Origin of the sequence: Pseudomonas sp. Seg1, from assembly GCF_018326005.1 — a bacterium.
In the GTDB taxonomy this organism is placed as follows: domain Bacteria; phylum Pseudomonadota; class Gammaproteobacteria; order Pseudomonadales; family Pseudomonadaceae; genus Aquipseudomonas.
The window spans coordinates 4,842,448-4,868,628 of the sequence record NZ_AP021903.1 but is presented as its reverse complement, the minus strand read 5'-3'; the positions used below and the strand labels follow the sequence as shown (position 1 = coordinate 4,868,628).

The following is a 26,181-nucleotide window of genomic DNA, read 5'->3' as shown; positions in this document are numbered from 1 at the left end:
GCAGCCCCAAAACCTCAGAACTCTATTTTCCCGATACTTCGCGGTGGATGGCTTGACGACTGCTGCGCAGCCGATCGGGGATGAATCCCCTCGCCACAGAGGGCAATGCAGACCTCGGAAGAATGGGACAGACCCACGGCCCTTCGCCCCCACGACGTTTTTGCGTAAAATGCCGGCCCTTCGTCACACCTCACGGATTTCGCGTCATGGGCACTCTTACGGTCAACCAGAACAAACTGCAAAAGCGCCTGCGCCGCCTGGCCGGGGAAGCGGTCGCCGACTTCAACATGATTGAAGACGGCGACAAGGTCATGGTCTGCCTGTCCGGAGGCAAGGACAGCTACACCATGCTCGACGTGCTGATGCACCTGCAGAAGGTTGCACCGATCAAGTTCGAGATCGTCGCGGTGAACATGGACCAGAAGCAGCCGGGCTTCCCCGAGCACGTGCTGCCGGCCTACCTCAAAGAGCTGGGCATCGAGTACCACATCGTCGAGAAAGACACTTACTCGGTGGTCAAAGAGCTGATCCCGGAAGGCAAGACCACCTGCTCGCTGTGCTCGCGCCTGCGTCGTGGCACGCTGTATACCTTTGCCGACGAAATCGGCGCGACCAAAATGGCCCTCGGTCATCATCGCGACGACATCGTCGAGACGTTCTTCCTCAACATGTTCTTCAACGGCACCCTCAAGGCGATGCCGCCGAAGTTGCGCGCCGATGACGGCCGCAACGTGGTGATCCGTCCGCTGGCGTACTGCAACGAGAAGGACATCCAGGCCTACTCGGACCTCAAGGAATTCCCGATCATCCCGTGCAACCTCTGCGGTTCGCAGGAAAACCTGCAGCGTCAGGTGGTCAAGGAAATGCTTCAGGACTGGGATCGCAAGACCCCGGGGCGAACTGAAAGCATCTTCCGCAGTCTGCAGAATGTGGTGCCGTCCCAACTGGCCGACCGCAACCTGTTCGACTTCACCAGCCTGAAGATCGATGAGACGGCGGCTTCGCGCTTCGTCAATGTCGTAAACCTTTAAACACAAACTGTAGGAGTGAGCCCTGTGGTGAGGGGATTTAGCGAAACGTCGCACCGCCCCGATGGACTGCGCAGCAGACCCAAGCTCTTCTCGGGGCGCTTCGCGCCCCATCGGGGATAAATCCCCTCACCACAGGGCTCACTCCTACATTGGATTTTCGTTTCATTTCCCAGGAGAGGGCATGCGCGATTACAAGTGGCTGCACGAATACTGTCTGAACCGCTTTGGTTCGGCGGCTGAACTGGAAGCCCATCTGCCCGTTCCCAAGACCCCGGCGCAATTGCGCAAAATCAGCGACGATCGCTACCTCTCGACCATGGCCCTGCGCGTGTTTCGTGCCGGGCTCAAGCACAGTCTGGTGGATGCCAAGTGGCCGGCCTTCGAAGAAGTGTTCTTCAAGTTCGATCCGGAAAAAGTCGTGCTGATGAGTGCCGAACATCTTGAACGGCTGATGCAGGATGCGCGGATCATCCGTCACCTGGGCAAGCTCAAGAGCGTGCCGCGCAATGCGCAGTTCATTCTGGATGTCGAGAAAGACAAGGGCAGTTTCGGCGCGCTGATCGCCGACTGGCCGGTGACCGACATTGTCGGCCTGTGGACCTACCTGAAAAAACACGGCCATCAACTGGGCGGACTATCGGCCCCACGGTTTTTGCGCATGGTCGGCAAGGATACCTTTGTGCCGAGCTATGACGTGGTCGCGGCGCTGAATGCGCAGAATATCGTCGACAAGGTGCCGACCAGTCTGCGCGATCTGACGATTGTGCAGGATGCATTCAACCAGTGGCATGAACAGAGCGGCGGGCGGGCGATGAGCCAGATCTCGATGATGCTCGCGTACACCGTGAATCATTAAGACCGCGTCGCCCCAATCGCTGGCAAGCCAGCTCCCACAGTTTTTGTATTGATCACATTATTGTGTTTCAACACAGATCCTGTGGGAGCTGCGGTGCGACGATTCGACTTGCCAGCGATGGCGTCGGCTTAGGCGACGCTGATCTCGCCCTCGCCAGCCAGTTTGCGATTCAACTGATACCGCCACCGCACATACAGCAGCGCTGAGCAGAACACCGCCAGGCTCGCGACCATCTCCAGCACACCAAACATCTGCCGGTTCGGGTCATACGCCGCCAGTGCGCCTTTGATGAAATACAGATTCACCACAAAACACATCCACGAATGCCCACGGGCGCTGCCCATGATCATCGCCGGGGCGAGGACCAGCCACGGGATCAGCTCGACCAGCAGAATCACCCACGGTCGGGCGCCATGCAGGTCGGCGAATACCAGATAGTAGGCGGCGAGCAGTCCGGCCAAAGCAAAGAAGCTCAGCAGGCTGATCACCCGCATCGCCTTCACTCGCGGCTCAAGCCACTCGATGGAGGGCAGGATTTTCGGCTTCTTCGCCACCGTCAGCCCTCCAGTTTCTGCGCAGTCTTGGCCAGACGCAGGCCCAGCGCCCGGCACAGTGCGACTTCGTGCTGATCGAGGCCACTTTTACCATCCGCCCCAGCGTGATGGCTGGCGCCGTACGGTGTGCCGCCGCCCTGGGTTTCCAAGAGCGCCGATTCGCTGTAGGGCAGGCCGGTGATCAGCATGCCGTGGTGCAGCAACGGCAGCATCATCGACAGCAGCGTGGTTTCCTGGCCGCCATGCAGGCTAGCGGTGGAGGTGAACACGCCGGCCGGTTTGCCGACGAGGGCGCCGGTCAGCCAGAGGTTGCTGGTGCCGTCGAGGAAGTATTTGAGCGGTGCAGCCATGTTGCCGAACCGGGTCGGACTGCCGAGGGCCAGACCGGCGCAGTTCTTCAAGTCATCGAGGGTCGCGTAGAGCGCGCCTTCGTCCGGGATGTCCGGGGCCACGGCTTCGCACTCGGTGGAGATCGCCGGCACAGTGCGCAAACGCGCTTCGAGGCCGGCCTGCTCGACACCACGGGCGATCTGCCGGGCCATCTCGTTGGTCGAGCCGCTGCGGCTGTAATACAGAACCAGAATGTACGGCGCGCTCACGGCAGCAACTCCAGGACCTGCTCCGGTGGACGGCCGATGACGGCTTTGTCGCCGACTTCCAGAATCGGTCGTTCCATCAGCTTGGGATGGGCCGCGATCGCTTCGATCAATTGTTTCTCGGTGAGACTGGCGTCGGCCAGGTTCAGGGTTTTGTATTCATCTTCCCCGGTACGCAGCAACTGCCGTGCGCTGATCCCGAGCTTGCCGAGCAGGGCCTTGATCTGTGCGGCGTCCAGCGGGGTTTCGAGGTAGCGCACGACGTTTGGCGTCAGGCCGCGGGCTTCAAGCAGTTCCAGCGCGCCGCGGGATTTCGAGCAGCGCGGATTGTGATAAAGCGTCAGATCGGTCATGGCGGGTCGCTTCTGGCGTAAAGTGGCGGCTATTCTAACTGTGCAACGCGCAATCCAGAACCTCGGGAGGCGATGGGTCGCAGGCGTATTCAAATTTTCACAAGGAACAGGACATGACACGGCGATTGGCAGCGGCATTGACGATAATCGGGGCGTTGATGCTGGGGGGCTGCGGCAATGACTATGGTATCGACCAGAACGGTCAGAAAGTGGCGTCCGAGCGCCTCGACAAACAATGGGTGGTGATCAACTACTGGGCTGAATGGTGTGGCCCGTGCCGCACGGAAATCCCTGAACTCAACCATTTGGCGGATGAACTCAAGAGCAAGAATGTCGGTGTATTCGGGGTCAACTTCGACAACGTGCAGGGTGTAGAACTGAAAGACGCCAGTGAAAAACTCGGCATCAAGTTCACTGTACTGGCGCAGGATCCGGCGGAGTTGTTCGACTTGCCGCGCAGTGAGGCCTTGCCGGTGACGTACATCATCGACAACAAGGGCAAGGTGCAGGAGCAGTTGCTGGGGGAGCAGACAGCGGCGGGGGTGATGGCCAGGCTTGAGGCGTTGCAGGCGAACAAATAGCCTTCAAAAGCCCCTCACCCCAGCCCTCTCCCTGTATGTACCGGAGACATGGTGGACACATGTTCGGAGACATGGTGGACGGTTTTAGATCTTCTTACCTGCCGTAACGATCTGCAAGTTCAAGTCGATTCGGGCAATACGATGTCTACTCCAGTAGACATCGTGGATGCCATCTTCCGTCGTTTCCCGGATAGCTACTGACCTCCCATAAAAAGCTTTTCCGACTGTGTATTCACGGTTCCGCCAGTAGATCTCGCCCTTCACCTGAACCTTCCTGACCACATCCCCATCGTCGTACTCCGGCGCCGCGGGCTGCTCCTGATATTCCCGTGGGCTGCTGCTGTAGCGAGTAGCAGGCACCTGCATGTCCAACGCTTGATGTGGACGCTTCTGGTTGTAGATATCACGCCAGATATCAAACGCGCGTTGTGCACCGTTGAGATCAATAAAATGTCGGTCTCGCAGGACTTCATTTTTCAGGCTGCGGTGGAAGCGTTCCAGCTTTCCTTGGGTTTGCGGATGATAAGGTCGAGAGTGCCCGACCTTGATGCCCTGACTCATCAGCCAGACCTCCAGCGCGGTATAAACGCCAGTCTGGTCACCCCAGGGTGAACCGTTGTCCATCGTCATGCGCAAAGGCAGACCATGACGCCGAAAGACCCGGATTAGATGCTCCTGAACGGTTTCACGTCGCTCATCGAGGCAGGCCGCGATACACAGCGAAAACCGCGAATGATCGTCCAGTATCGTCAACGGATGGCAACGTCCCTGAGCCAGGCTGATATGGCCCTTGAAGTCCATCTGCCAAAGATCGTTGGGCGCTTCATGCTCGAAGCGGATAAACGGTTTAATCTCAGCGGCCTTTGAATCAACGCGTGAATGACGCTGTAAAACCGCATGCACGGTACTGACCGAAGGCATTACTACGCCGCTGTCTTCCAGCACACGTTTGAGCTTGCGAGCGCCCCAAGCCGCGTATTCCTCACTCACGGTCAGAATCTGCTGCTCAACCTCTTCAGCGCAGCGTTTGGGTGACGTCTTCGGTCGTCGAGACTGATCGATCAAGCCCTCTGCACCTGAAGTTTCAAACCTGTTGAGCCATTTGTAGGCAGTGCTTGGGCTGATATTGAATCGGCGGCAAAGCTGCCGGACATTGGCTCCTTCTTGCCGAGCCAAATGCACAAACTCTGAACGAAGCTGCACGGTGGACACCTCTTCCCAGGACACAGGTCATCTCCTTGGTGATGAGCAATGTGTCTATTAAAAAGTGTCCACCATGTCTCCGAACACCTGTCCACCATGTCTCCGGTACATACACTCCCGGAGGGAGAGGGGGCCGACCGCAGTGTCTTGCGACCTACATCGACCTGAAAGACCCAGTCGATCAGGTCATCGGTGAGGCTGCATCAAGTCGATTATGGATTCACCGACACAGGATCAGGTCGGCGTACCTCTCCAATATCCCCCAATCAGTCCCCTCTCCCTCTGGGAGAGGGCTAGGCGGGCGGCGTTCCGATGAGGGCTTTGGCTGTCTGAGGGTCAACCCTCTTCCAGCCACCAGCGCAACGGCTTGCCTTGCGCCGGCCAGAAGCGCATCTGTTCGATCGGCGAAATATCCCAGCGCTCGACCTGCTCCAGCGCCTGAAGGAAGCGTTGTTCCTGCTCCATCAGTGCTGGCGCGCACAGCTTGCGGGTCTTGCCGATCTTGCCGAAGCTCAGCTTGTCACCATCGAGGGTGTACGGCGCGAACCAATGGTTGCAGCCGCCGTTGCCGTAGGCGCGGCCATCATCGCCGAGGGTCACGGTCAGATGGCTGTAATCCATCAATGGCCGTTCGCCGATCCACTCCAGAATGTAGCTGCGGTTCTGTTGCAGTTGCACAGGCTCCGCGGCGCAGCCCGCCAGGCCAACACCGACCAGAGCGGTCAGGGCAAGGCGTTTCATCACGCAGGCTCCTGGCATTTCGGGCACAGATGTTTCTCGCCAACGGCTTTCCAGCCCAACTCGGCAATGCGCGCCGTGGCGGCCGGTTTTTCTGCGGCTTTGCCCAGCTTGGCGTCTACTGCGAACTCGAAGCTCAGCTCTTTGGCGCAGCTGTCGCAGTTGACCTGCCAGGTGTGAATCGCCAGTTCGCCGAACACCGGGCCCGTGGTCATCGCGGTCCATTGGCCTGGCGGGTTGATCAGGTGGCGGACGGTTTCGACGGTCAGGCGCATGGACAAGTCCTTGCTGCCTTTGAGGGTGACCAACAGGGCGTCACCGATGCGGATCGAGCCACCGTTGCCGGTGACCTGATAGCGGCCCGGTACAAGGGCGCGGCATTCGGTGAGGGTGTGTTGCGGGTTCATCAGGTTGTAGCGGAAATCGTGTTCGACCATGGGTCCTCCAAATATGCGCGACATGCTAGCACGGGCCACGTTGCAAATTGACGTGCGCTTGCGACCTTCGATCAGGTTCAAATCGACCTTGGCCCATGGCAAACTGCCGCCCTCGACTCTGAAGGAACGGAACATGGCGCTGATCGAATGTTATGAATGTAAGCGCAGCATCAGCTCGCAAGCCTCGGCGTGCATTCATTGCGGGGCGCCGATGGCGCAACAACAGGCCGACGCGCAGAGCGCCGGGGCACCGGCTAAGCCTGCGACGATTTCTTTCGGCAGTCTGCCGCGCAACAGGACTGTGGCCGAGGCTGCTGTCATCGCGCCTGAAAGTCCAGAGCCGTTACCGAACATCATGCCGGCAGCGGCGGGGCAACGGCGTCAGCAACCGGCCGCGCAAGCAGCCGTGACGCATATCAATGAGGATGGCAGCCGCCCGGTGGAAGGCTGGCTGAAGATCATGGTGTTCCTGTTGCCGATGGTGTTTGTCTGGTTCCTGCTGCGCAGTGGTCACTCGGCAAAACAACGCCTGTTCGGTTTTGGCTGGCTGGCGCTGCTGATTCTGGCGTCCTCCCTTAAGTAAGCGCTAAAGCGCTTAACCCTCGACCTGGTTCTGCGGTGACCCCGCGGCCCAGGTCGCGATATTGTCCAGGGTCGTCGCAGCAATCGCGCCCAGCGCCTCGCGCGTCAGAAACGCCTGATGCGCGGTGATGATCACATTCGGAAAGGTCAGCAAGCGCGCCAGCACGTCGTCCTGCAACGGCAGGTCGGAGCGGTCCTCGAAAAACAGCTGCGCCTCTTCCTCATACACATCCAGACCCAGATAACCCAGTTGCCCGTCCTTCAAGGCATCGATCAGCGCCGGGGTGTCCACCAGGCCGCCGCGACCGGTGTTGATGAGCATCGCCCCCGCCTGCATGTGCGCCAGTGAGTCGCGGTTGATCAGGTGTTTGCTCTGCTCGTTGAGCGGGCAGTGCAGGCTGATGATTCGCGACTGCGCGAGCAACTCCTGCAGGCTCAGATAACGGGCACCCAAGGCCAGCACCTGAGGATTCGGGTACGGGTCGTACGCGAGCAGTTCACAACCGAAACCGTGCATGATTTTCGCGAAGGTGGCGCCGATCTGCCCGGTGCCGACGATGCCGACCGTCTTGCCGACCAGATCGAAACCGGTCAGGCCATGCAGACTGAAATCGCCTTCACGGGTGCGGTTGTAGGCGCGGTGCAAGCGCCGGTTGAGGGCGAGGATCAGGGCCACGGCATGCTCGGCCACCGCATGCGGCGAGTAGGCCGGGACACGCACGACGTCAAGGCCCAGGCGTTTCGCCGCGGCCAGGTCGACATGGTTGTAACCGGCCGAGCGCAGGGCGATCAGGCGTGTGCCGTCGGCCGCCAGACGCTCCAGCACGGCGGCGCTGAGGTCGTCGTTGATAAAGGCGCAAACCACTTCGTGATGTTCGGCCAGTGCGGCAGTGTCGAGACTCAGCCGCGCCGGTTGAAAATGCAGTTCGATACCCGCCGGGCAATCGGCACCGAGGAAACTGTCGCGGTCGTAGGTCTGGCTGCTGAAAACGATCGTGCGCATGAAATCCTCCTGGAGCATCGACTCGGGTGGCATAAACCAAGTCAACTTTATCGGTGTTCGCGCTGGCCGGTATTGCGCTGGGTCAGGCGCTGATCTTCGCTTGCGCGGCGAGGCGATTGATCGCCCGTTCCAGCTCATCCAGCGCCGTCGACGCTTTCGGGTCGTCCTGTTTGAGCAGGGTTTCGCTGCGCTGACAGGCGGCGCGCAATTGCGGGACGCCGCAGTAACGCGTGGCGCCGTGCAGGCGATGCACGCGTTCAATCAGAGCATTCTGGTCGTGGCTGTCGCGTGCCGTGCGAATGGCTTCGCGGTCGGCTTCCAGCGAGGCCAGCAGCATCGCCAGCATGTCCGCCGCGAGGTCCGCCTTGCCAGCGGCCAGACGCAAGCCTTCCTCGTGATCGAGCACCGGCAATTCGTGATTGCCCGCCGCGCTGTCACTGACCCGCTCCGGCGCCTGATTGCGCAGGGCCAGACCGGTCCATTTCAGCACCACCTGTGCCAGTTGCCGCTCGCTGATCGGTTTGGTCAGGTAGTCGTCCATGCCGCTTTGCAGCAACGCACGTTTTTCGTTGGCCATGGCATGCGCGGTGAGCGCGACGATCGGCAGGGGTGTGCAATGCCGTTCGCTCTCCCACTGGCGAATGGTTTCGGTGCTTTGACGCCCGTCCATGCCGGGCATCTGGACGTCCATCAACACCAGATCGAAGGATTCGGTCTGCACCGCTTTGACCGCTGCGTATCCGCTTTCCACCGCGAGAACCTTGGCGCCCATGTCTTCGAGCAGCGTTTGCACCAGCAACAGATTGGCCGGGTTGTCATCGACACACAGCACCTTTGGTGCGCGACTCGACAATGGTTCGTTCGGCTCGTTGCGTGGTTGGCGCGGGTTGGCCAGATCCGACAGAGCGCGGCGCAATTTGCGCGTACAGGCCGGTTTGGCTTGCAGCTGGCTGTGCGGGTTGGGCACCGATAGATGGAACAGTGTCTGTTCGGTGGTCGGGCACAGCACCAGCACTTTGCAGCCGAGGTGTTCGAGGTCCCAGATGTGCTGGTTCAGGCGTTCCGGCAGTATGTCGTTGCTGGTGATGCCGATTACCGCCAGATCGATGGCCTGATCGGTCTGATGCGCGCCGGTGACGCCATTCGTCAGGCTTTCCAGGGTGTTGAACGGCGTGACATTGAGGCCGCAGTCTTCCAGTTGATGCTGCAAGGCCTGACGCGCCAGTTCGTGGTTTTCCAGCACCGCTACACGGCGTCCGAGCAACGGCGCCGAGGGCAGGTCTTCGGCGTCGTCACGGGTTTTCGGCAGGCTCAGGCTGATCCAGAATTCCGAGCCTTCGCCCGGCGTACTGTCGACGCCGATCTCGCCGCCCATCTGTTCGATCAGGCGCTTGGAGATCACCAGCCCCAACCCTGTACCGCCGGGCTGACGCGACAGCGAATTGTCGGCCTGACTGAACGCCTGGAACAACGCGCGCACGTCCTGATTCGACAGGCCGATGCCGGTGTCCTGAATACTGATGCGCAGTTGCACGCTGTCTTCGTGTTCTTCTTCGAGCATCGCCCGGGCGACGATGGTGCCTTCGCGGGTGAACTTGATCGCGTTGCTCACCAGGTTGGTGAGGATCTGCTTCAGGCGTAACGGATCACCGACCAGCGACAGCGGCGTATCGCGATAAACCAGGCTGACCAGCTCCAACTGCTTGGCGTGAGCGGCGGGGGCGAGGATGGTCAGGGTGTCCTGCAACAGATCGCGCAAGTTGAACGGAATGTGGTCGAGCACCAGTTTGCCCGCCTCGATTTTGGAGAAGTCGAGGATCTCGTTGATGATCCCGAGCAGGCTGTCAGCGGATTTTTCGATGGTGCCCAGATAGTCGAGCTGGCGCGGGGTCAGCTCGCTTTTTTGCAGCAGATGCGTGAAGCCGAGAATGCCATTGAGCGGCGTGCGAATCTCGTGACTCATGTTGGCAAGGAATTCGGATTTGATCCGGCTCGCTTCCAGCGCTTCTTTACGGGCCAGATCCAGCTCGATGTTCTGGATTTCGATGGTTTCCAGGTTCTGCCGGACGTCTTCGGTGGCCTGATCGACGCTGTGCTGCAGTTCTTCGCGGGCGTTCTGCAAGGTGCCGGCCATGCGATTGATGCCCGACGCCAATTCATCCAGCTCCTGACTGCCGAGCGGTGGCAGGCGGGTTTCCAGGTGGCCATCCTTGAGTTGCGCGACAGCCTGTTTGATCTGGCTCAGCGGACGATTGATGGTGCGGCCCATGCGCAAGGCGAGCAGCGCAGCACCGGCAAGCCCGGCGGCAATCAGCAACAGGCTGGCGAACAGGCTGCGATAACCGCGCAGCAGCATGCCGTTGTGTGACAGTTCCAGTTCGACCCAGCCGAGCAGACGGTCGGATTCTTCGGGGATCAACTCGCCGGCGAGGTTGCGGTGCTTGCCGAACACCGGCATCAGGTAGCGGGTCGCGTCATTGCCGCTGCGCCGTTGCAAGTGCGCGCTGTCACCGCTCGGTGCCTGATTGAGCATGGTCGGGCCGGCGTGGGCCAGCGGCGAGCGGTCCGGTGCGAGAAAGGTCACTGCGCGCACATCGGGTTGTTCGAGGGACTGAGTGGCGATGCGCTCCAGCAAGTCGCTGTTGCCATGACCCATGGCGGGTGCCACTAACGGTGCGAGTTGCTCGGCGATCATTTCGCCGCGCTGCATCAATTGGGTCTGCAGGTCGGACTGCTGCGTCCAGGTGAAATAACCACCCAACACCAGCGCCATCAGGCTGGTCGGCAACAAGGTCAGCAACAACACGCGACCTTTGATTCCCAGTTTCTTGAGCACGCCTATCTCCTGCATCCCGCTGATCCGTTGACTCATGCGTGCATCCGGCACGCGACATTGGCGCAGTGTAGCGATTTGCTCGCGGGCAATCTCCGGAAAAATACTCTCGTCTGCTGTCCGCCAGCGCAGGCGCGTTCGTCCGACGGCGCAACCTTGAGTTGCCCGCTGCCCGGCAATCTTGAATAATCGCGCTCAACTGAGAATTACTTGCAGATACTCATGACTCCTGTTTCCGTTGGCCAGCCACGCATACTTTCCATCGAGGACGATCCGGTTCTGGGTGCCTATGTTCACGAACATCTGGGCCGCAGCGGCTTTCAGGTGACCTGGTGTCAGAACGGTCAGGAAGGCCTGAACATCGCCAGGCGCCAGGTGTTCGACGTGGTGTTGATGGACATTCTGTTGCCCGGGCTGGATGGCCTGAACCTGCTGACTCAACTGCGCCAGAGCCACTCGACGCCGGTGCTGCTGATGTCGGCCCTCGGTGCCGAGGCCGATCGCATCAGTGGTTTCCGTCTGGGCGCCGACGATTACCTGCCCAAGCCGTTCAGCATGGCCGAACTGCATGTGCGCATCGAAGCGATCCTGCGGCGGGTGGCCCTTGATCGTCGTCCCGCAGCGCTCGCTGTGCCGGTGGCTACGGGCACGCTGCACTTTGACGATGAGCAATGTGATGTGTTCTTCCGCGAGCAAGCGGCCGGCCTGACTCGCAGCGAATTCCGCCTGTTGGAAACCCTCAACCGTAATGATGAAGAAGTGCTGAGCAAGGCTTTCCTTTATCAGCACGTCCTGCAACGCGGCTACGCCGCGCACGACCGCAGTCTCGACATGCACATCAGCCAGATCCGCCGCAAACTCAAAGCCATCGGCTACACCGAGCGGGAAGTGCGCACGGTGTGGGGCAAGGGTTACGTGTTGAGTGCCGCTGATGAAAATGTCTGAGCTGCCGGGACGGCACTCGTTGTTCTGGAAACTGGCCTGTCTGCTGGTAGCGTTCTGTTTGTTGATGATCTGGCTCAGTTGGTCGTGGGGCCGGTACATGGAGCAGCGCAACCAGTTCCTCTCCGACGAGGCGCGCGGCACGCTGGCGCGTTATGCCGCGCAAGCCGAGCAGGCGTGGCAGCGAGGCGGGCGCAGCGGCGTCGATGACTGGTTGCAGAGCATGGAGTTGCGCGAGGCCAGTTGGGTCGGCGTCATCGGCGGCAATTTGCAGTCGCTTAGCAGTGACCCATTGAATGAACAGGAAATCCAGCACCTGACCTTCTTGCGCGGCCTCGACTGGCCGATTCACAAACAGGGCCGGCCGTGGCTGCGCATCCCGTTTCCCAAGGATCCGTCCGCCGGCAGTCTGGTGATCGAATTGCCCGAACGCTTTGTGCCGGGCAAATACCGGGTGTTCTGGCGAGTCATCACCAACGGCGTGATTCCCGGGCTGTTCACTTTATTGTTGTGCGTCGGGCTGTACCGCTTGCTGGTGGTGCCGCTGAACAACCTGCGTGAGCAGGCCAATGCCTGGCGCGCCGATCAATTGAATGTACGGCTGTCGAGCGGCATCACCCAGCGGCCGGACGAGCTCGGTGAACTGGCCCGGGCGTTCGACTCGATGTCCGAACGCCTGCAAACCACTGTCGCCGTGCAACAGCAATTGTTGCGTGATCTGTCACACGAACTGCGAACCCCGCTGAGCCGACTGCGCGTGGCCAGCGAAAGTGAGCAGGGTTTGCCGCAATTGCGCGAGCGCATCGGCCGCGAAGTCGACGGCATGCAACGGCTGGTCGAAGACACGTTGCAACTGGCCTGGCTCGATACCGACCGTTCGCCACTGCCAGACGAAGCGATTCAGATCCAGGCCTTGTGGGAGATGCTCACCGACAACGCCTGTTATGAAAGTGGCTGGCCGAGTCTGCAATTGCAGTGCGCGGTGGAAGCGTCGTGCTGGGTGCGCGGCAATCTCAATACCTTGGCGCAGGCGCTGGAGAATATTTTGCGCAACGCCATTCGTCATTCGCCTGAGGGCGGGATTGTGCGTCTGGATGGCCGGCGAGATGGCGATTACTGGCATCTGTGGCTGGAGGATCAGGGCGGCGGGGTGGCTGACGGGGATCTCGAGCGGATCTTTTCGCCGTTCACCCGACTGGACGGATCACGTCCGGGGGACGGTGGGTTTGGGCTGGGGTTGAGCATCGCGCGCAATGCGGTGCAGCGCCAGGGTGGGCGTCTTTGGGCGCAGAACAGCGAAGCGGGGTTGCGGCTGAATCTGCGGTTGGTGGCTGATGATGGTGCCGTCAGCCCCGACGCCATCGCTGGCAAGCCAGCTCCCACAGGTTCCAGCAGCGTTCCACCAATCTTCGCCCAACACCAAACTCTGTAGGAGCTGTCGAGTGAAACGAGGCTGCGATCTTTTGATGTTGTTAAGGGGCAAGATCAAAAGATCGCAGCGGTCCGCAGTTCCTACATGAATGCCTATCACCCTGTAAGAGCGAGCTTGCTCGCGATGTAGTCCGTTGGTGGAGGCCAATCCTGCGAGTATGCAGGAGCGCTCGCCTTCTTTTGTACGACATTTCCCAAGCTGTATCAGCGGTCATTTTTAGCGTCCTGAACGGTTTAGGCTCGTGCCTCAGCTGATCTCCAAGGAATTGCGCATGACTGTATCCAGCCTTACTGGCAGCCCGGATGGCGAACGCTTCAACGAAGTGCTCGCGCTGATTCACAGTGCCAGGCATAAGGCCATGCAAGCGGTCAATACACAGCTGATTGAGCTTTATTGGCAGGTGGGGGCGCACATCAGTCGCAAGATTGAGCAGGCGGAGTGGGGGGATTCGGTGGTGGGGCAATTGGCCGATCATCTGGCTCTGACACAACCGGGGTTGCGAGGGTTCACTCGGCGCAATTTGTTTCGGATGCGCCAGTTCTATGAGATTTATCGAGGCGATCAGAAAGTGTCAGCACTGCTGACACAATTGCCTTGGACTCATAATTTACTCATTTTTACTCAGAGTAAGCTCTCTGAAGAGCGCGAGTTTTATCTGCGGATGGCCATTCAGGAGAAGTGGTCTACAAGAGAGTTGGAGCGCCAATTCAAAACGGCTCTGTTCGAACGAAGCGTCACCAACCCGGCGAAAGCTTCCGCGGCACTGAAACAAGCCCATCCCGCAGCACTCGAGATTTTCCGTGATACCTACATGGTCGAGTTCCTCGATCTGCCCTCTGCTCATTCCGAAACCAATTTGCACCAAGGCCTGCTATCACGCCTCAGGATCTTCTTGATCGAACTTGGTCGCGACTTCTGCTTTGTCGGTTCCGAATATCCATTGCAAGTCGGTGGCCGGGATTTCTCTCTCGATCTTCTGTTTTTCCACCGGGGGCTTAACTGTCTGGTGGCCATTGAACTCAAGGTCGGGCGCTTTGAACCGGAGTACCTCGGCAAGATGGATTTCTATCTTGAGGCACTAGATCGCAATGTCCGCAAGCCCCACGAAAACCGGGCCATCGGTTTACTGCTGTGCGCCAGCAAGGAGGACGAGGTCGTCGAGTACTCTCTCAATCGCAGTCTTTCCCCGGCATTGATCGCGCAATATCAAACCTGCTTGCCGGATAAACAACTGCTTCAAGCCAAACTGCATGAGTTTTACGCGTTGGATACCGCGCACCCGGAAAACGTTGGCTAGCCTCTCCTTATTCCCATAAACCATAAGCACCGCACTTTGCGTGATATGGCCTGCGCGGGTTTGCCGGTATGATAGGCGCCCCCGCACGTCTGGATTGCGAATACGCCATGACCCTGCAGTACCCAACCATCGCCGATTGCGTCGGCAACACTCCGCTGGTGCGTTTGCAGCGCCTGCCCGGTGCCACCAGCAACACCCTATTGCTCAAGCTCGAAGGGAACAACCCGGCGGGTTCGGTCAAGGATCGTCCGGCGCTGTCGATGATCACCCGTGCCGAACTGCGCGGGCAGATCCACGCGGGCGATACGCTGATCGAAGCGACCTCGGGCAACACCGGGATCGCCCTGGCCATGGCCGCCGCGATCAAGGGTTACAAGATGATCCTGATCATGCCGGACAACTCCAGCGCCGAGCGTAAAGCGGCGATGACCGCGTACGGTGCCGAGTTGATTCTGGTCAGCCAGGAAGAGGGCATGGAAGGCGCGCGCGATCTCGCGCAGCGCATGGAAGCCGAAGGCCGTGGCAAGGTGCTCGATCAGTTCGCCAATGGCGATAACCCTGAAGCGCACTACACCACCACCGGCCCGGAAATCTGGCGTCAGACCCAGGGCACCATCACTCATTTCGTCAGCTCGATGGGTACTACCGGCACCATCATGGGCGTGTCGCGCTACCTGAAAGAGCAGAGCGACAACGTGCAGATCGTCGGTCTGCAACCGATGGAAGGCTCGGCCATTCCCGGCATCCGTCGCTGGCCGCAGGAATACTTGCCGAAGATCTATCAGGCCGACCGCGTCGACCGCATCGTCGACATGGCGCAAAGCGAAGCCGAGGACGTCACTCGTCGTCTGGCCCGCGAAGAAGGCATCTTCTGCGGCGTGTCCTCGGGTGGTGCGGTGGCAGCGATGCTGCGCCTGTCCAAGGAAGTTGAAAACGCGGTGATCGTCGCGATCATCTGCGACCGTGGCGACCGTTATCTGTCGACCGGCATTTTCGACGCGCCCAACTGATGGCCAAGCACGAGAGAGGCCTGCGCTTCCAGCCCACCGGCGGCAGCAAGGCCCCGCAAATCCCGACCGGCAAAAAACAGCGCTTGACCATCGAGCGTCTGGCCAATGACGGTCGCGGTATCGCGTTTTTCGAAGGTAAAACCTGGTTTGTCCTCGGCGCCCTCGCCGGTGAAGAGGTCGAGGCGCGGGTGCTCGGCGCCCACGGCAAAGTGGTCGAGGCGCGCACCGAACGGGTGTTCAAGGCCAGTGAGCTGCGCCGCCCGGCACCGTGTCAGCACGCCGGCCGCTGCGGCGGTTGCAGTGTTCAGCATTTGCCCCACAGCGAACAGCTTGCCCTGAAACAGCGCATGCTCGCCGAGCAATTGGCGAAGGTTGCCGGTGTCGAACCGCAAGAGTGGGCAGCGCCGTTGACCGGCCCTGAGTTCGGCTATCGCCGTCGTGCCCGCATTGCGGTGCGCTGGGACATAAAGGCGAAAAAGCTCGATGTCGGTTTCCGCGCCGCCGGCAGTCAGGACATCGTCGCCATCAGCGAATGCCCGGTGCTGGTACAGCCCTTGCAACCGATCATGACCCGGCTGCCGGAGATGCTTCGTCGCCTGAGCAAACCGCAAGCGCTGGGCCATGTCGAGTTGTTCAGCGGTTCATCGCTGGCGGTGCTGTTGCGGCACATGGCGCCGTTGTCCGAAGCGGATCTGACGATTCTCAAGGACTTCTGCCAGTTCCATGAAGCGCAACTGTGGCTGCATGGCGAAGGCGAACCGCAACCGGTCGACATCACCCAGTCGCTGGGCTATCGCCTGGAGCAGTGGGGGCTGGATCTGGCCTGGCGGCCGGGAGATTTCATTCAGGTCAACGCCGGGGTCAACGAAGCGATGGTCGCGCAAGCGCTGGACTGGCTGAAGCCGACTCGCGATGAGCGTGTACTCGATCTGTTCTGCGGCTTGGGCAACTTCGCCTTGCCGCTGGCCCAAAGCGTGCGCGAAGTGGTGGCGGTGGAGGGCGTGCAGACCATGGTCGATCGCGCCGCCGCGAACGCCGCTAGCAACAATTTGCATAACACAAAGTTTTTTCAAGCCGATTTATCCCAGCCTTTGACCGATGCCCAGTGGATCGGAAACGGCTTTTCTGCGGTACTCTTGGACCCACCGCGTGACGGTGCTTTCGAGGTGGTGCGCAAGCTTGCGACCCTGGGTGCCAAGCGGTTGGTATATGTGTCGTGCAACCCTGCAACTCTGGCGCGCGATACGGTCGAATTGATCAAGCAGGGCTACCGGTTAAAACGTGCCGGGATTCTCGATATGTTTCCTCAGACGGCACATGTCGAGGCCATGGCGTTATTTGAAGCGAGCCAGGATGGCTCGTCTGAATCCGTCTGATCTGTCCGCGCAGCGCTCGCTTTAGCCCCGCGAGCGCAAACGGGCAACGAAGGTCAGCGATTTGACGCATTGAATCTGCGTCGTAGGGAAGGTAAAGCAAGATGGTACAGGTGAGAGCACACCAGCCGATCAACACTGACGGCAGTATCAATCTCGAGGCTTGGCTCGATCACGCGGTCAGTGTCGATCTGGCACTGGATCGCGAAGCCTTGAAAGAAGCCTGCGAGTTCGCTCGCGAGGCCGAACAACAGTCCAATGCCAAGAAGAATCTGTGGGCCGAAGGCTCCGGCAGTTTCAGTACTGGTCTGGAAATCGCCGAGATTCTCGCCGACCTCAAGCTCGATCAGGATTCGCTGGTCGCCGCCGTTCTTTATCGCGGTGTCCGTGAAGGCCAGATCGAACTCGCGGCCGTCGGCCAGCGCTTCGGCCCGGTGGTGGCCAAACTGATCGACGGCGTGCAACGCATGGCCGCGATCAGTGCCAGCCTCAGCCCGCGCCAGTCGATGGTCATGGGTACGCAAGGGCAGGTGGAAAACCTGCGCAAGATGCTCGTGGCGATGGTCGACGATGTGCGTGTCGCGCTGATCAAACTGGCCGAACGTACCTGCGCCATTCGTGCGGTGAAAACTGCCGACGACGAAAAGCGCAACCGCGTCGCCCGGGAAGTCTTCGACATCTATGCGCCGCTCGCGCACCGCCTCGGCATCGGCCATATCAAATGGGAACTGGAGGACTTGTCCTTCCGTTACCTGGAACCTGATCAATACAAACAGATCGCCAAGTTGCTCCACGAGCGACGGCTGGATCGTGAGCGTTTCATCGCCGACGTGATGACCCAGCTCAAGGACGAACTGCAGGCCACCGGTGTCGACGCCGACATCAGCGGCCGGGCCAAACACATTTATTCGATCTGGCGCAAAATGCAGCGCAAGGGTCTGGAATTCAGCCAGATCTACGACGTTCGCGCCGTTCGTGTGCTGGTGCCGGAAATGCGCGACTGCTACACCGCGCTTGGCATCGTCCACACGTTGTGGCGGCACATCCCGAAAGAATTCGACGACTACATCGCCAACCCGAAAGAGAACGGCTACCGCTCGCTGCACACCGCGGTGATCGGCCCGGAAGGCAAAGTGCTGGAGGTGCAGATCCGCACCCATTCCATGCACGAAGAAGCCGAGCTCGGGGTTTGCGCGCACTGGCGCTACAAAGGTACTGACGTCAAATCCGGCTCCAATCACTACGAAGAGAAAATCTCCTGGCTGCGTCAGGTGCTCGAGTGGCACGAAGAGTTGGGCGACATCGGCGGTCTGGCTGAACAGCTGCGGGTCGATATCGAGCCGGATCGGGTGTACATCTTCACCCCCGACGGTCATGCCATCGACTTGCCGAAAGGCGCGACGCCGCTGGACTTTGCCTACCGCGTGCACACCGAGATCGGCCACAACTGCCGTGGCGCGAAGATCAACGGGCGCATCGTGCCGCTCAACTACAGCCTGCAGACCGGTGAGCAGGTCGAGATCATCACCAGCAAACACGGCACACCGAGCCGTGACTGGCTGAACTCCAACCTGGGTTACGTCACCACCTCGCGGGCACGGGCGAAGATCGTTCACTGGTTCAAATTGCAGGCCCGCGACCAGAACGTTGCGGCCGGTAAAACCCTGATCGAGCGCGAACTGACGCGTCTCGGTCTGCCTGCGGTGGATTTCGACAAGCTGGCCGACAAGGCCAACATGAAAACCGCCGAGGACATGTTCGCCGCCCTCGGTGCCGGCGACCTGCGTCTTGCGCAACTGGTCAACCTGGCGCAGCAACTGGTCGAGCCGGAACGCGGCAACGAACAGCTGGAACTGATTCCGCGCAAAGCCACCGGGTACAAACCGGGCAAGCGTGGCGACATTCAGATCCAGGGCGTCGGCAACCTGATGACCCAGATGGCGGGTTGCTGCCAGCCGCTGCCGGGCGACGCGATTGTCGGTTACATCACCCAGGGCCGTGGCGTGAGCATTCACCGTCAGGACTGCGCCTCGGTGCTGCAACTGGGCGGGCGTGAGCCGGAGCGGATCATTCAGGTCAGCTGGGGCCCGGTGCCGGTGCTCACCTATCCGGTGGACATCGTCATCCGCGCCTACGACCGTTCCGGTCTGCTGCGCGACGTCTCGCAGGTGCTGCTCAACGAGCGGATCAACGTGCTGGCGGTCAACACCCGCTCGAACAAGGAAGACAACACCGCGCTGATGTCGCTGACCATCGAGATCCCGGGGCTGGACGCGCTGGGACGCTTGCTGGGGCGGATTTCGCAGTTGCCGAACATCATCGAAACGCGGCGTAACCGCACTCCGTGAACATGGCTTCGACCCAATGTGGGAGCTGGCTTGCCAGCGATGCAGACAACTCGGTCTTTCCGGAGAGCCGAGCTGACGCCATCGCTGGCAAGCCAGCTCCCACAGGGTTTTGTGGTGAGAAAGAAAAATGATGTACAGCCTTGAAGACCTGCTGCACCTGATGAGCCGCCTGCGCGATCCGCAGTACGGTTGCCCGTGGGACATCAAGCAAACCTACGCAACCATCGTCCCGCATACCCTCGAAGAAGCCTACGAAGTGGCCGACGCCATCGAGCGTGGTGATTTCGATCACTTGCAGGGCGAGCTTGGTGACCTACTGTTTCAGGTCGTCTATTACAGTCAGTTGGCCCGGGAAGAAGGGCGTTTCGAATTTGCCGGGGTGATCGACAGCATCACCCGCAAGCTGATTCGTCGGCATCCGCATGTGTTCCCGACCGGCGATCTCTACGCGCCGCTGGATGTGCCGCGATTGACTGAGGAGCAGGTCAAGCAGCGCTGGGAGGAGATCAAGGCCGAAGAACGCGCCGAGAAATCCGCCGCGCCCGAGCAACTGTCGTTGCTCGATGATGTGCCCGCAACGCTGCCGGCATTGTCCCGTTCAGCCAAATTGCAGAAGCGCGCCGGGCAGGTCGGTTTCGACTGGCCGGATGCCTTGCCCGTGCTCGACAAAGTCCGCGAAGAGCTCGATGAAGTGCTCGAAGCCATGTCCGAAAACGATCCCCAAGCGGTGGCGGAGGAGATCGGCGACCTGCTGTTTTCCGTGGTCAATCTGGCTCGGCACCTGAAGGTTGACCCGGAAACCGCACTGCGTGGCGCCAATGGCAAATTCGAAAGACGTTTCCGTTTTATCGAACAGGCATTGCGCGACACCCACCGTCCCATAGAAGATTGCACCCTCGAAGAGTTGGACGCCCTGTGGGGTGAAGCCAAACGTCAGGAAAAGAATTTGCCTAGCTGCGGCTGAGCAACTGCCCAAGTGAGTAAGCACATGAGTATTTCCCTTCGCGATCAGTTGCTCAAAGCAGGTCTGGTCAACCAAAAGCAGGCCAAGCAGGTCAGCAAGGACAAGCAAAAGCAGCAGCGTCTGGCCCACAAAGGCCAGATCGAACTGGATGACTCGCAGCAGCGCGCCGCTCAGGAAGCCATGGCCGAGAAGGTCAAGCGCGACCAGGAGCTGAACCGTCAGCAGAAAGAGAAAGCCGAGGCCAAGGCCCGGGCTGCGCAGGTCAAGCAGTTGATCGAAGTCTCGCGTCTGCCGAAGCTGACCACCGAGGACTACTACAACTTCGTCGACGACAAGAAGGTCAAGCGCATCTCGGTCAACACGCTGATGCGCAACAAGCTCAGCAGCGGTTCGCTGGCGATCGTCCACCATGCCGGTGGTTACGAAGTGATCCCGCGTGAAGCGGCCCTGAAGATCCAGGAACGCGATCCGCAGCGTATCGTGCAACTCAATGTACAGACTGAAGAGGTCAGCACCGAGGACGATCCGTACGCGGCCTATCAGATCCCTGACGATCTGATGTGGTAAATCGATAAAGCTGTAACAACGAAAAACCCCGCTCATGGCGGGGTTTTTCGTTTTCAATGCTGTGGTTGAATCAGGCGGATTTCAGATCCCGTTGCTGCTCTTGCACTTCCAGTTCGGCCTTGTAGTTGTGGGCGTCGATTTCGTTGTGGAACATCCCGACCAGCAAGTCTTGTTGATGCACATCCCAGATACGGATACCGGCGGCTACGCCTTCGTGGGACATGTGTGAATCGTCGCGTTCAGTTACTTTTACAGTCATCTGCTAGCTCCAAATCTCAAGTTATCTGCAGCAAGGCGTGTGCAGGACTCTTTTATATGATTTGTTAGCTTGCTAAGTAAACGCTTGATTCGTGCAACGTATTCTTGCGTAAAACGCAACAGTGCTGCAGGCCGCGTAATCCGCGACATTCGGTCGCAGGGCGGTAAGTTTCATGACAGAAGTTTCATTTTCAGAACACCCCGAGAACCCTGTGGGAGCTGGCTTGCCAGCGATAGCGGAGTGTCAGACAACATAGATATTGCCCGTGCTGACGCCATCGCTGGCAAGCCAGCTCCCACAGAGATCGGTGGTGTTCCCGCTACTTTCTGCAGGCGAAAAAAAACGCCCCGATCCAGTCGGGGCGTTTTCATGTGTGGCTCAAGCCTGGGGAATTACTTGCCTTCCCAGCGCTTCAGTACCAGCGTGGCGTTGGTGCCGCCGAAGCCGAAGCTGTTGCTCATCACGGTGTTGATGGTGGCGTTCTCGCGGGTCTTGGTCAGCACCGGCAGATCGGCCACTTCAGGGTCCAGCTCGTCGATGTTGGCGGAACCGGCAATGAAGTTGCCTTCCATCATCAGCATGCAGTAGATCGCTTCGTGAACGCCGGCGGCGCCCAGGGAGTGACCGGACAGGCTCTTGGTCGAGCTGATCGCTGGAGCCTTGTCGCCGAACACTTCACGCACACCTTTCATTTCCGCAACGTCGCCGACCGGAGTCGAAGTGCCGTGGGTGTTCAGGTAGTCGATCGGGGTATCAACGGTGGACATCGCCATCTGCATGCAGCGGATCGCGCCTTCGCCACTCGGGGCAACCATGTCGTAGCCGTCGGAGGTCGCGCCGTAGCCAACGATTTCCGCGTAGATTTTTGCGCCACGGGCCAGAGCGTGTTCCAGCTCTTCAACCACAACCATGCCGCCACCGCCAGCAATGACGAAACCGTCACGGTCGGCGTCGTAGGCGCGCGAGGCTTGTTCCGGGGTGTCGTTACGCTTGCTGGACAGTGCGCCCATTGCGTCGAACAGGAACGACTGGCTCCAGTGCTCTTCTTCACCGCCACCGGCGAAGACGATGTCCTGTTTGCCCATCTGGATCTGTTCCATGGCGGTACCGATGCAGTGAGCACTGGTGGCGCAGGCAGAAGCGATGGAGTAGTTCAGGCCTTTGATCTTGAACGGCGTGGCCAGGCAAGCGGAAACGGTGCTGCTCATGGTCCGCGTTACACGGTATGGGCCAACGCGCTTCACGCCTTTCTCGCGCAGGATGTCCAGCGCTTCCATCTGGTTCAAGGTGGACGCACCACCCGAGCCGGCAATCAGACCGGTACGCGGGTTGGACACTTGCTCTTCGGTCAGGCCGGAGTCAGTGATCGCGTCTTTCATGGCCAGGTAGGCGTAAGCCGCGGCGTGGCCGACGAAACGATAGATCTTGCGATCGATCAGTTCTTCAAGGTTGAGGTCGATGGAGCCGGAAACCTGGCTACGCAGACCCATTTCAGCATATTCCGGGTTGAACCGGATGCCAGGGCGGCTTGCACGCAGGTTAGCGGAGACGGTCTCTTTGTCATTGCCCAGGCACGAAACGATGCCCAGACCAGTGATAACGACGCGGCGCATGCGAATAACCCTTAGAAGTTGTCAGTGGAGGTGAACACGCCGACGCGAAGGCCTTCGGCGGTGTAGATTTCGCGACCGTCGACAGTCACCGAACCATCGGCGATGGCCAGGTTCAGCTTGCCCTTGAGGACGCGTTTGATATGAATGTTGTAGGTGACTTTCTTGGCGGTCGGCAGGACCTGGCCGAAGAATTTCACTTCGCCCGAACCCAGCGCACGGCCACGGCCCGGCAAGCCTTGCCAGCCGAGGAAGAAGCCAACCAGTTGCCACATGGCGTCCAGGCCCAGGCAGCCCGGCATCACCGGATCGCCCTCGAAGTGGCACGCGAAGAACCACAGATCAGGGTTGATATCCAGCTCGGCGACCAATTCACCTTTGCCGTACTTGCCGCCTTCTTCGCTGATCAGAGTGATGCGATCGACCATCAGCATGTTCGGGGCGGGCAGTTGCGCGTTACCTGGGCCGAACAGCTCACCGCGACTGCAGCGCAGCAGATCTTCCCGAGTAAAGGCGTTTTGTTTGGTCATGCGAGCTCCTCAATAATCCCATGCGGCAGGTGGGGCAAATCTTCCCGACCGTTCGAAGCGTTCATGCCTCGAACCGGCAGCCTACTCATAGACTATTGCGTTGTGGTGAAAGTCACAGCACCAAGGACATGAATGTACACTTGTGCACTGAAATTTTTATTCAAGCCCCTTTTGAGGCTCATTCGGGTGCCTAAGACTGCCGCACTTTCGCTTTTCACGCCAGTCGCAGATGGTGGAAAGACCATCACTACGACACCCACCGCTGCAGAATCTGCTGCAGATCATTACGTTTGAACGGCTTCGCCAGATAATCGTTCATCCCTGCAGACAGACAGGTTTCGCGGTCTCCCTGCAAAGCATTGGCAGTCAGCGCGATGATCGGCACGTCGTTGCGCCCGGCCAGCTGGCGAATCTGCCGGGTGGCCTCATAGCCATCGATGATCGGCAAACGGCAGTCCATCAAAATCACTTCGAAATCATTGCCCTCGGCACTGCGCACTGCCTGCGCGCCGTCGGTGGCGACACTGACAGTAAAGCCCAGGCTGCGCAGCATTGCTTCAATCACGGTCTGGTTGACCGGGTTGTCTTCCACCAGCAACACATTGCGCCCCTCGCCGTGGCCATTGCCGTTCAGCGCACGGGGGGCGGCCAGTTGTGGCAACGCCTGCTTATAAAGAGCCAACGGAATTTCCAGGGTGAATACCGAGCCGCGACCTTCCTCGCTCTGGGCACGCAAGGTGCCGCCCATGCGTTCGGCGAGGGTGCGGGCGATCGACAGGCCGAGCCCGGTGCCGCCGTAGCGCCGCGAAATCGAGCTGTCTGCCTGCTGGAATGCGTTGAACATCGATTCCAGGCTCTCGGACGAGATGCCGATGCCGCTGTCGCGCACCGAGCAGGTGAACCACAGCAGCTCGTGATCGAGCGACTGCCATTGCGCCTCGATGCTGACCCGGCCCTGCTCGGTGAACTTCAGAGCATTGCCGACCAGGTTGACCAGGATCTGCCGGATCCGCGTCGGATCGCCCTGTACCTGCAAACCGCGCATGTCCTCGGGAATCCGCAGATTGAGGGCCAGGCCACGTTGCACCGCGCTGTGCTGGAACGACTGCGCGCAGGCGCCGATCAGTTCGGCGAGGTTGAACGGAATGTGCTCAAGCTCCAGCTCCGAACGCTCGATGCGCGAGAAGTCGAGAATATCGTTGATCACCTTGAGCAGATGCTCGGTGGACTCGGAGGCGAGGGCGGCGTATTCGATCTGCTCCTCGGTCATCTCCGTGGTTTCGAGTAATTGCAGCATGCCCAGCACACCGTTCATGGGCGTGCGCAATTCATGGCTCATCATCGCCAGGAAGTCGGATTTGGCGTTGTTGGCCTTTTCCGCTTCTTCGCGGGTCTGGATCAATTGCGCCATGGCCTGCTGCTGTTCACGGCTGGCCTGTTCCAGCGCCTGGGCGAGGTTGTTGATGTGCTGCGACAACGCACCGAGTTCGGTGTCATCGACGATCGGCAGCGGGGTTTTATAGTCGCCGTCCTGAATCGCCTTGACCGCGTTGCCGATATCGCGAATCGGCTGCGAGAGACTGCCGGCCAGACGTCGCGCCAGCACAAAGGTGAAGAGCAGGGCGAACAACGCCAGAATCCCTGCCTTGAGCAGGATTTCCTGCTGACGCTGACTGAACGCATCGTTGGACAGACCGACGATCACCCGCCCCAGATAGTCCTCGCTGGCCCCGCCGTTGCTGACTTTGGCGTCCTGGAAGAAGTCATTCTGCAAGGCAATCCGTTGCAAGCGCACCGGCGCTTGAAACACTTCAACCTGATGCGGTCGGCTGTGGGCGTTCGCGGGTTGTTCGACATACACCAGAATGCGGTTGGCGCTGTCCTGCACTTCCAGAAAACGCACGTTGGGCGTCGCCAGCGTGGCCTTGAGCAGGCTTTCGAGGACTTCGTTGTTACCGGAAATCACCCCGTACTCGGTGGCGGGCGCCAGTTGGTTGGCGATCAGTTGGCCGGTGTGGTTCAGCTCCTGGCGCAAATCCTGAATGCGCACAAAGGTAAAGAAACTGATCAACAACAAGGTCAGCAACAGCGCCGGGCCCAGACTGATCAGCTGGGTGCGGGTGTTGATGTCCCAACGACGACGGAAACTCATGGGCGGCTTTCTCCTTCAGCCAACGCGCTGGCAACAGACGCTTCATTCAGTGGTTCGATTCCAAGAGAACGAGCCACCTGGGCATTACTTGAGACTTTGAAAGATGCGGGATAAAGCGTGCGCGGCCAGTTGGCGGGTGGCTGGTCGAGCAAATGGTCGAGCACACTCAGCCAATCGTTCTGGTCGCTGTAAGTGCTGGCCAGGCTGCCGGCTCGGACAAACGCGGCGTTCGGGCCAATCAGCGCCATTTGTCGTGAGTAGCTGCTGAGCAGCAGGTTTTTCGCGGTTTTCGGGTTGTACAGATCGGGATCGTCGAGGCCCAGCAGCACGTCGCTGTTTTTCAGCACCGTTTGCAAGGGGCGACTGTCGTGGGTGTTGTCCCAGCGCTGGCTGACGATTTCCAGATTCAGTGGCTGCGCCGCCAGAAGCAGCTCTTTAAGGAGAAACTCGCTGTGCTGGTCGAACAAAACGCCAACTCGACGCGCCTGCGGCAGGATTCGCCGGATCAATTGCAGTTGTCGGCCCAGCGGTGGATCGCTCCACAACAGGCTCAAGCGGGATGGCTGAGCCGAGCCGAAACGTTGACGGGCTTGCAGGCGACTGATGCGCAACACCAGCGTCGCCGGGCCCTGGGATTCTTGCAGGCGCCAGTCGAGGCTCGGCAGATCGAGCAGGATAAGGCGCAGGCTGGCCGGCAATTTACCCGGCGCCGGCAGGCTGGCCAGTGGCTGGAAGCGGACGGTGTCGGTCGGGCGCAGCTCACTCAGCGCCTGCACGAATGCTTGCACACCGGGGCTTTCTTCGGCGCCGGTCAACAGAATGTCGGCGGCCTGCACCGCCACACCGTGCAGCCACGCAGTCAGAAACAGACACAACCCGGCCAGCCATTGAGCCAGAGTTGGCGTCTTGCGCGGCATGCCGTAGCGCACC

Annotated in this window: 25 protein-coding genes; 12 read left to right on the top strand and 13 right to left on the bottom strand. The window is 59.9% G+C overall.

All coding sequences use genetic code 11. The features are described 5' to 3' along the window. The first annotated feature begins 206 nt into the window (after positions 1-206). A complete protein-coding gene (ttcA, locus tag KI231_RS21875; protein ID WP_103306883.1) occupies positions 207-1,031 on the top strand; it encodes a tRNA 2-thiocytidine(32) synthetase TtcA in 825 nt (274 codons plus the stop codon). 181 nt (positions 1,032-1,212) lie between these two features. Continuing rightward, positions 1,213-1,887 (top strand): DNA-3-methyladenine glycosylase I, encoded by a 675-nt coding sequence (locus tag KI231_RS21870; RefSeq protein WP_213026319.1) that lies wholly within the window; start codon positions 1,213-1,215, stop codon positions 1,885-1,887. Positions 1,888-2,015: 128 nt separating this feature from the next. Here the strand turns inward: KI231_RS21870 and KI231_RS21865 are convergent, their stop codons facing one another. Genes KI231_RS21865 through arsC form a run of 3 tightly spaced genes read right to left on the bottom strand, consistent with a single transcriptional unit; the run spans position 2,016 to position 3,390 of the window. Then, on the bottom strand, positions 2,016-2,441 hold the full coding sequence (locus KI231_RS21865; RefSeq protein ID WP_213026318.1) for a DUF2069 domain-containing protein: 426 nt from the start codon (positions 2,439-2,441) through the stop codon (positions 2,016-2,018). Between the two features lie 2 nt (positions 2,442-2,443). Then, positions 2,444-3,040: an NAD(P)H:quinone oxidoreductase gene (wrbA, locus tag KI231_RS21860; protein ID WP_103306881.1), complete on the bottom strand. Its 597-nt coding sequence runs from the start codon at positions 3,038-3,040 to the stop codon at positions 2,444-2,446. After that, positions 3,037-3,390, bottom strand: a complete 354-nt coding sequence (arsC, locus tag KI231_RS21855; RefSeq protein WP_103306880.1) for an arsenate reductase (glutaredoxin) — start codon at positions 3,388-3,390, stop codon at positions 3,037-3,039. Before arsC ends, wrbA begins: the two co-directional genes overlap by 4 nt. Before the next feature lie 113 nt (positions 3,391-3,503). Here arsC and KI231_RS21850 point away from each other — a divergent pair, with 113 nt between their 5' ends. Continuing rightward, positions 3,504-3,971 carry a TlpA disulfide reductase family protein gene (locus KI231_RS21850; RefSeq protein ID WP_213026317.1) on the top strand — a complete coding sequence of 156 codons (468 nt, stop codon included), beginning with the start codon at positions 3,504-3,506 and terminating at the stop codon, positions 3,969-3,971. Between the two features lie 84 nt (positions 3,972-4,055). Here KI231_RS21850 and KI231_RS21845 read toward each other — a convergent pair whose 3' ends face one another. The 3 genes from KI231_RS21845 to KI231_RS21835 all read right to left on the bottom strand — a co-directional run bounded on the left by KI231_RS21845 (position 4,056) and on the right by KI231_RS21835 (position 6,349). Next, positions 4,056-5,198 carry an IS481 family transposase gene (locus tag KI231_RS21845; protein ID WP_213026316.1) on the bottom strand — a complete coding sequence of 381 codons (1,143 nt, stop codon included), beginning with the start codon at positions 5,196-5,198 and terminating at the stop codon, positions 4,056-4,058. Positions 5,199-5,510: 312 nt separating this feature from the next. After that, entirely contained in the window at positions 5,511-5,915 is a 405-nt protein-coding gene (locus KI231_RS21840; RefSeq protein WP_103306878.1) for an META domain-containing protein, read from the bottom strand. Continuing rightward, complete coding sequence (locus KI231_RS21835; RefSeq protein ID WP_103306877.1) at positions 5,915-6,349, bottom strand: hypothetical protein; 435 nt, start codon at positions 6,347-6,349, stop codon at positions 5,915-5,917. The genes KI231_RS21840 and KI231_RS21835 overlap by 1 nt, the downstream gene beginning before the upstream one ends. A 133-nt stretch (positions 6,350-6,482) precedes the next feature. Here KI231_RS21835 and KI231_RS21830 point away from each other — a divergent pair, with 133 nt between their 5' ends. Further along, positions 6,483-6,932 carry a hypothetical protein gene (locus KI231_RS21830; protein WP_213026315.1) on the top strand — a complete coding sequence of 150 codons (450 nt, stop codon included), beginning with the start codon at positions 6,483-6,485 and terminating at the stop codon, positions 6,930-6,932. Between the two features lie 12 nt (positions 6,933-6,944). Here KI231_RS21830 and KI231_RS21825 read toward each other — a convergent pair whose 3' ends face one another. Both KI231_RS21825 and KI231_RS21820 read right to left on the bottom strand, forming a co-directional pair. Next, a complete protein-coding gene (locus KI231_RS21825) occupies positions 6,945-7,934 on the bottom strand; it encodes a 2-hydroxyacid dehydrogenase (RefSeq protein WP_213026314.1) in 990 nt (329 codons plus the stop codon). A gap of 82 nt (positions 7,935-8,016) precedes the next feature. Further along, entirely contained in the window at positions 8,017-10,770 is a 2,754-nt protein-coding gene (locus tag KI231_RS21820) for a response regulator (protein WP_103306887.1), read from the bottom strand. A gap of 219 nt (positions 10,771-10,989) precedes the next feature. Here KI231_RS21820 and KI231_RS21815 point away from each other — a divergent pair, with 219 nt between their 5' ends. From KI231_RS21815 to KI231_RS21780, 8 genes are all read left to right on the top strand, one after another. Continuing rightward, a complete protein-coding gene (locus KI231_RS21815) occupies positions 10,990-11,712 on the top strand; it encodes a response regulator transcription factor (RefSeq protein WP_103306874.1) in 723 nt (240 codons plus the stop codon). Then, a complete protein-coding gene (locus KI231_RS21810) occupies positions 11,699-13,141 on the top strand; it encodes a sensor histidine kinase (protein WP_213026313.1) in 1,443 nt (480 codons plus the stop codon). Before KI231_RS21815 ends, KI231_RS21810 begins: the two co-directional genes overlap by 14 nt. Before the next feature lie 271 nt (positions 13,142-13,412). Next, a complete protein-coding gene (locus KI231_RS21805) occupies positions 13,413-14,438 on the top strand; it encodes a PDDEXK nuclease domain-containing protein (RefSeq protein ID WP_213026312.1) in 1,026 nt (341 codons plus the stop codon). A 107-nt stretch (positions 14,439-14,545) separates the two neighbouring features. Beyond that, positions 14,546-15,448, top strand: coding sequence for a cysteine synthase CysM (gene cysM / locus KI231_RS21800; protein WP_053122764.1), 903 nt, complete (start codon positions 14,546-14,548; stop codon positions 15,446-15,448). Continuing rightward, entirely contained in the window at positions 15,448-16,824 is a 1,377-nt protein-coding gene (gene rlmD, locus KI231_RS21795) for a 23S rRNA (uracil(1939)-C(5))-methyltransferase RlmD (RefSeq protein WP_103306870.1), read from the top strand. The genes cysM and rlmD overlap by 1 nt, the downstream gene beginning before the upstream one ends. Before the next feature lie 101 nt (positions 16,825-16,925). Then, positions 16,926-19,169: a GTP diphosphokinase gene (gene relA / locus KI231_RS21790; RefSeq protein WP_007917476.1), complete on the top strand. Its 2,244-nt coding sequence runs from the start codon at positions 16,926-16,928 to the stop codon at positions 19,167-19,169. A gap of 130 nt (positions 19,170-19,299) precedes the next feature. Next, positions 19,300-20,133, top strand: coding sequence for a nucleoside triphosphate pyrophosphohydrolase (mazG, locus tag KI231_RS21785; RefSeq protein WP_103306869.1), 834 nt, complete (start codon positions 19,300-19,302; stop codon positions 20,131-20,133). Between the two features lie 24 nt (positions 20,134-20,157). Next, on the top strand, positions 20,158-20,700 hold the full coding sequence (locus tag KI231_RS21780; RefSeq protein ID WP_016987455.1) for a DUF2058 domain-containing protein: 543 nt from the start codon (positions 20,158-20,160) through the stop codon (positions 20,698-20,700). A gap of 70 nt (positions 20,701-20,770) precedes the next feature. Here the strand turns inward: KI231_RS21780 and KI231_RS21775 are convergent, their stop codons facing one another. The 5 genes from KI231_RS21775 to KI231_RS21755 all read right to left on the bottom strand — a co-directional run bounded on the left by KI231_RS21775 (position 20,771) and on the right by KI231_RS21755 (position 26,180). Beyond that, positions 20,771-20,959, bottom strand: a complete 189-nt coding sequence (locus KI231_RS21775) for a hypothetical protein (protein ID WP_007917473.1) — start codon at positions 20,957-20,959, stop codon at positions 20,771-20,773. A 392-nt stretch (positions 20,960-21,351) separates the two neighbouring features. After that, positions 21,352-22,572: a beta-ketoacyl-ACP synthase I gene (fabB, locus tag KI231_RS21770; protein ID WP_007968959.1), complete on the bottom strand. Its 1,221-nt coding sequence runs from the start codon at positions 22,570-22,572 to the stop codon at positions 21,352-21,354. An 11-nt stretch (positions 22,573-22,583) separates the two neighbouring features. Next, entirely contained in the window at positions 22,584-23,099 is a 516-nt protein-coding gene (fabA, locus tag KI231_RS21765; protein WP_003227150.1) for a 3-hydroxyacyl-[acyl-carrier-protein] dehydratase FabA, read from the bottom strand. 247 nt (positions 23,100-23,346) lie between these two features. Continuing rightward, positions 23,347-25,251: an ATP-binding protein gene (locus KI231_RS21760; protein ID WP_213026311.1), complete on the bottom strand. Its 1,905-nt coding sequence runs from the start codon at positions 25,249-25,251 to the stop codon at positions 23,347-23,349. Further along, positions 25,248-26,180: an ABC transporter substrate-binding protein gene (locus tag KI231_RS21755; protein WP_213026310.1), complete on the bottom strand. Its 933-nt coding sequence runs from the start codon at positions 26,178-26,180 to the stop codon at positions 25,248-25,250. The genes KI231_RS21760 and KI231_RS21755 overlap by 4 nt, the downstream gene beginning before the upstream one ends. Between the last annotated feature and the right edge of the window lies 1 nt (position 26,181).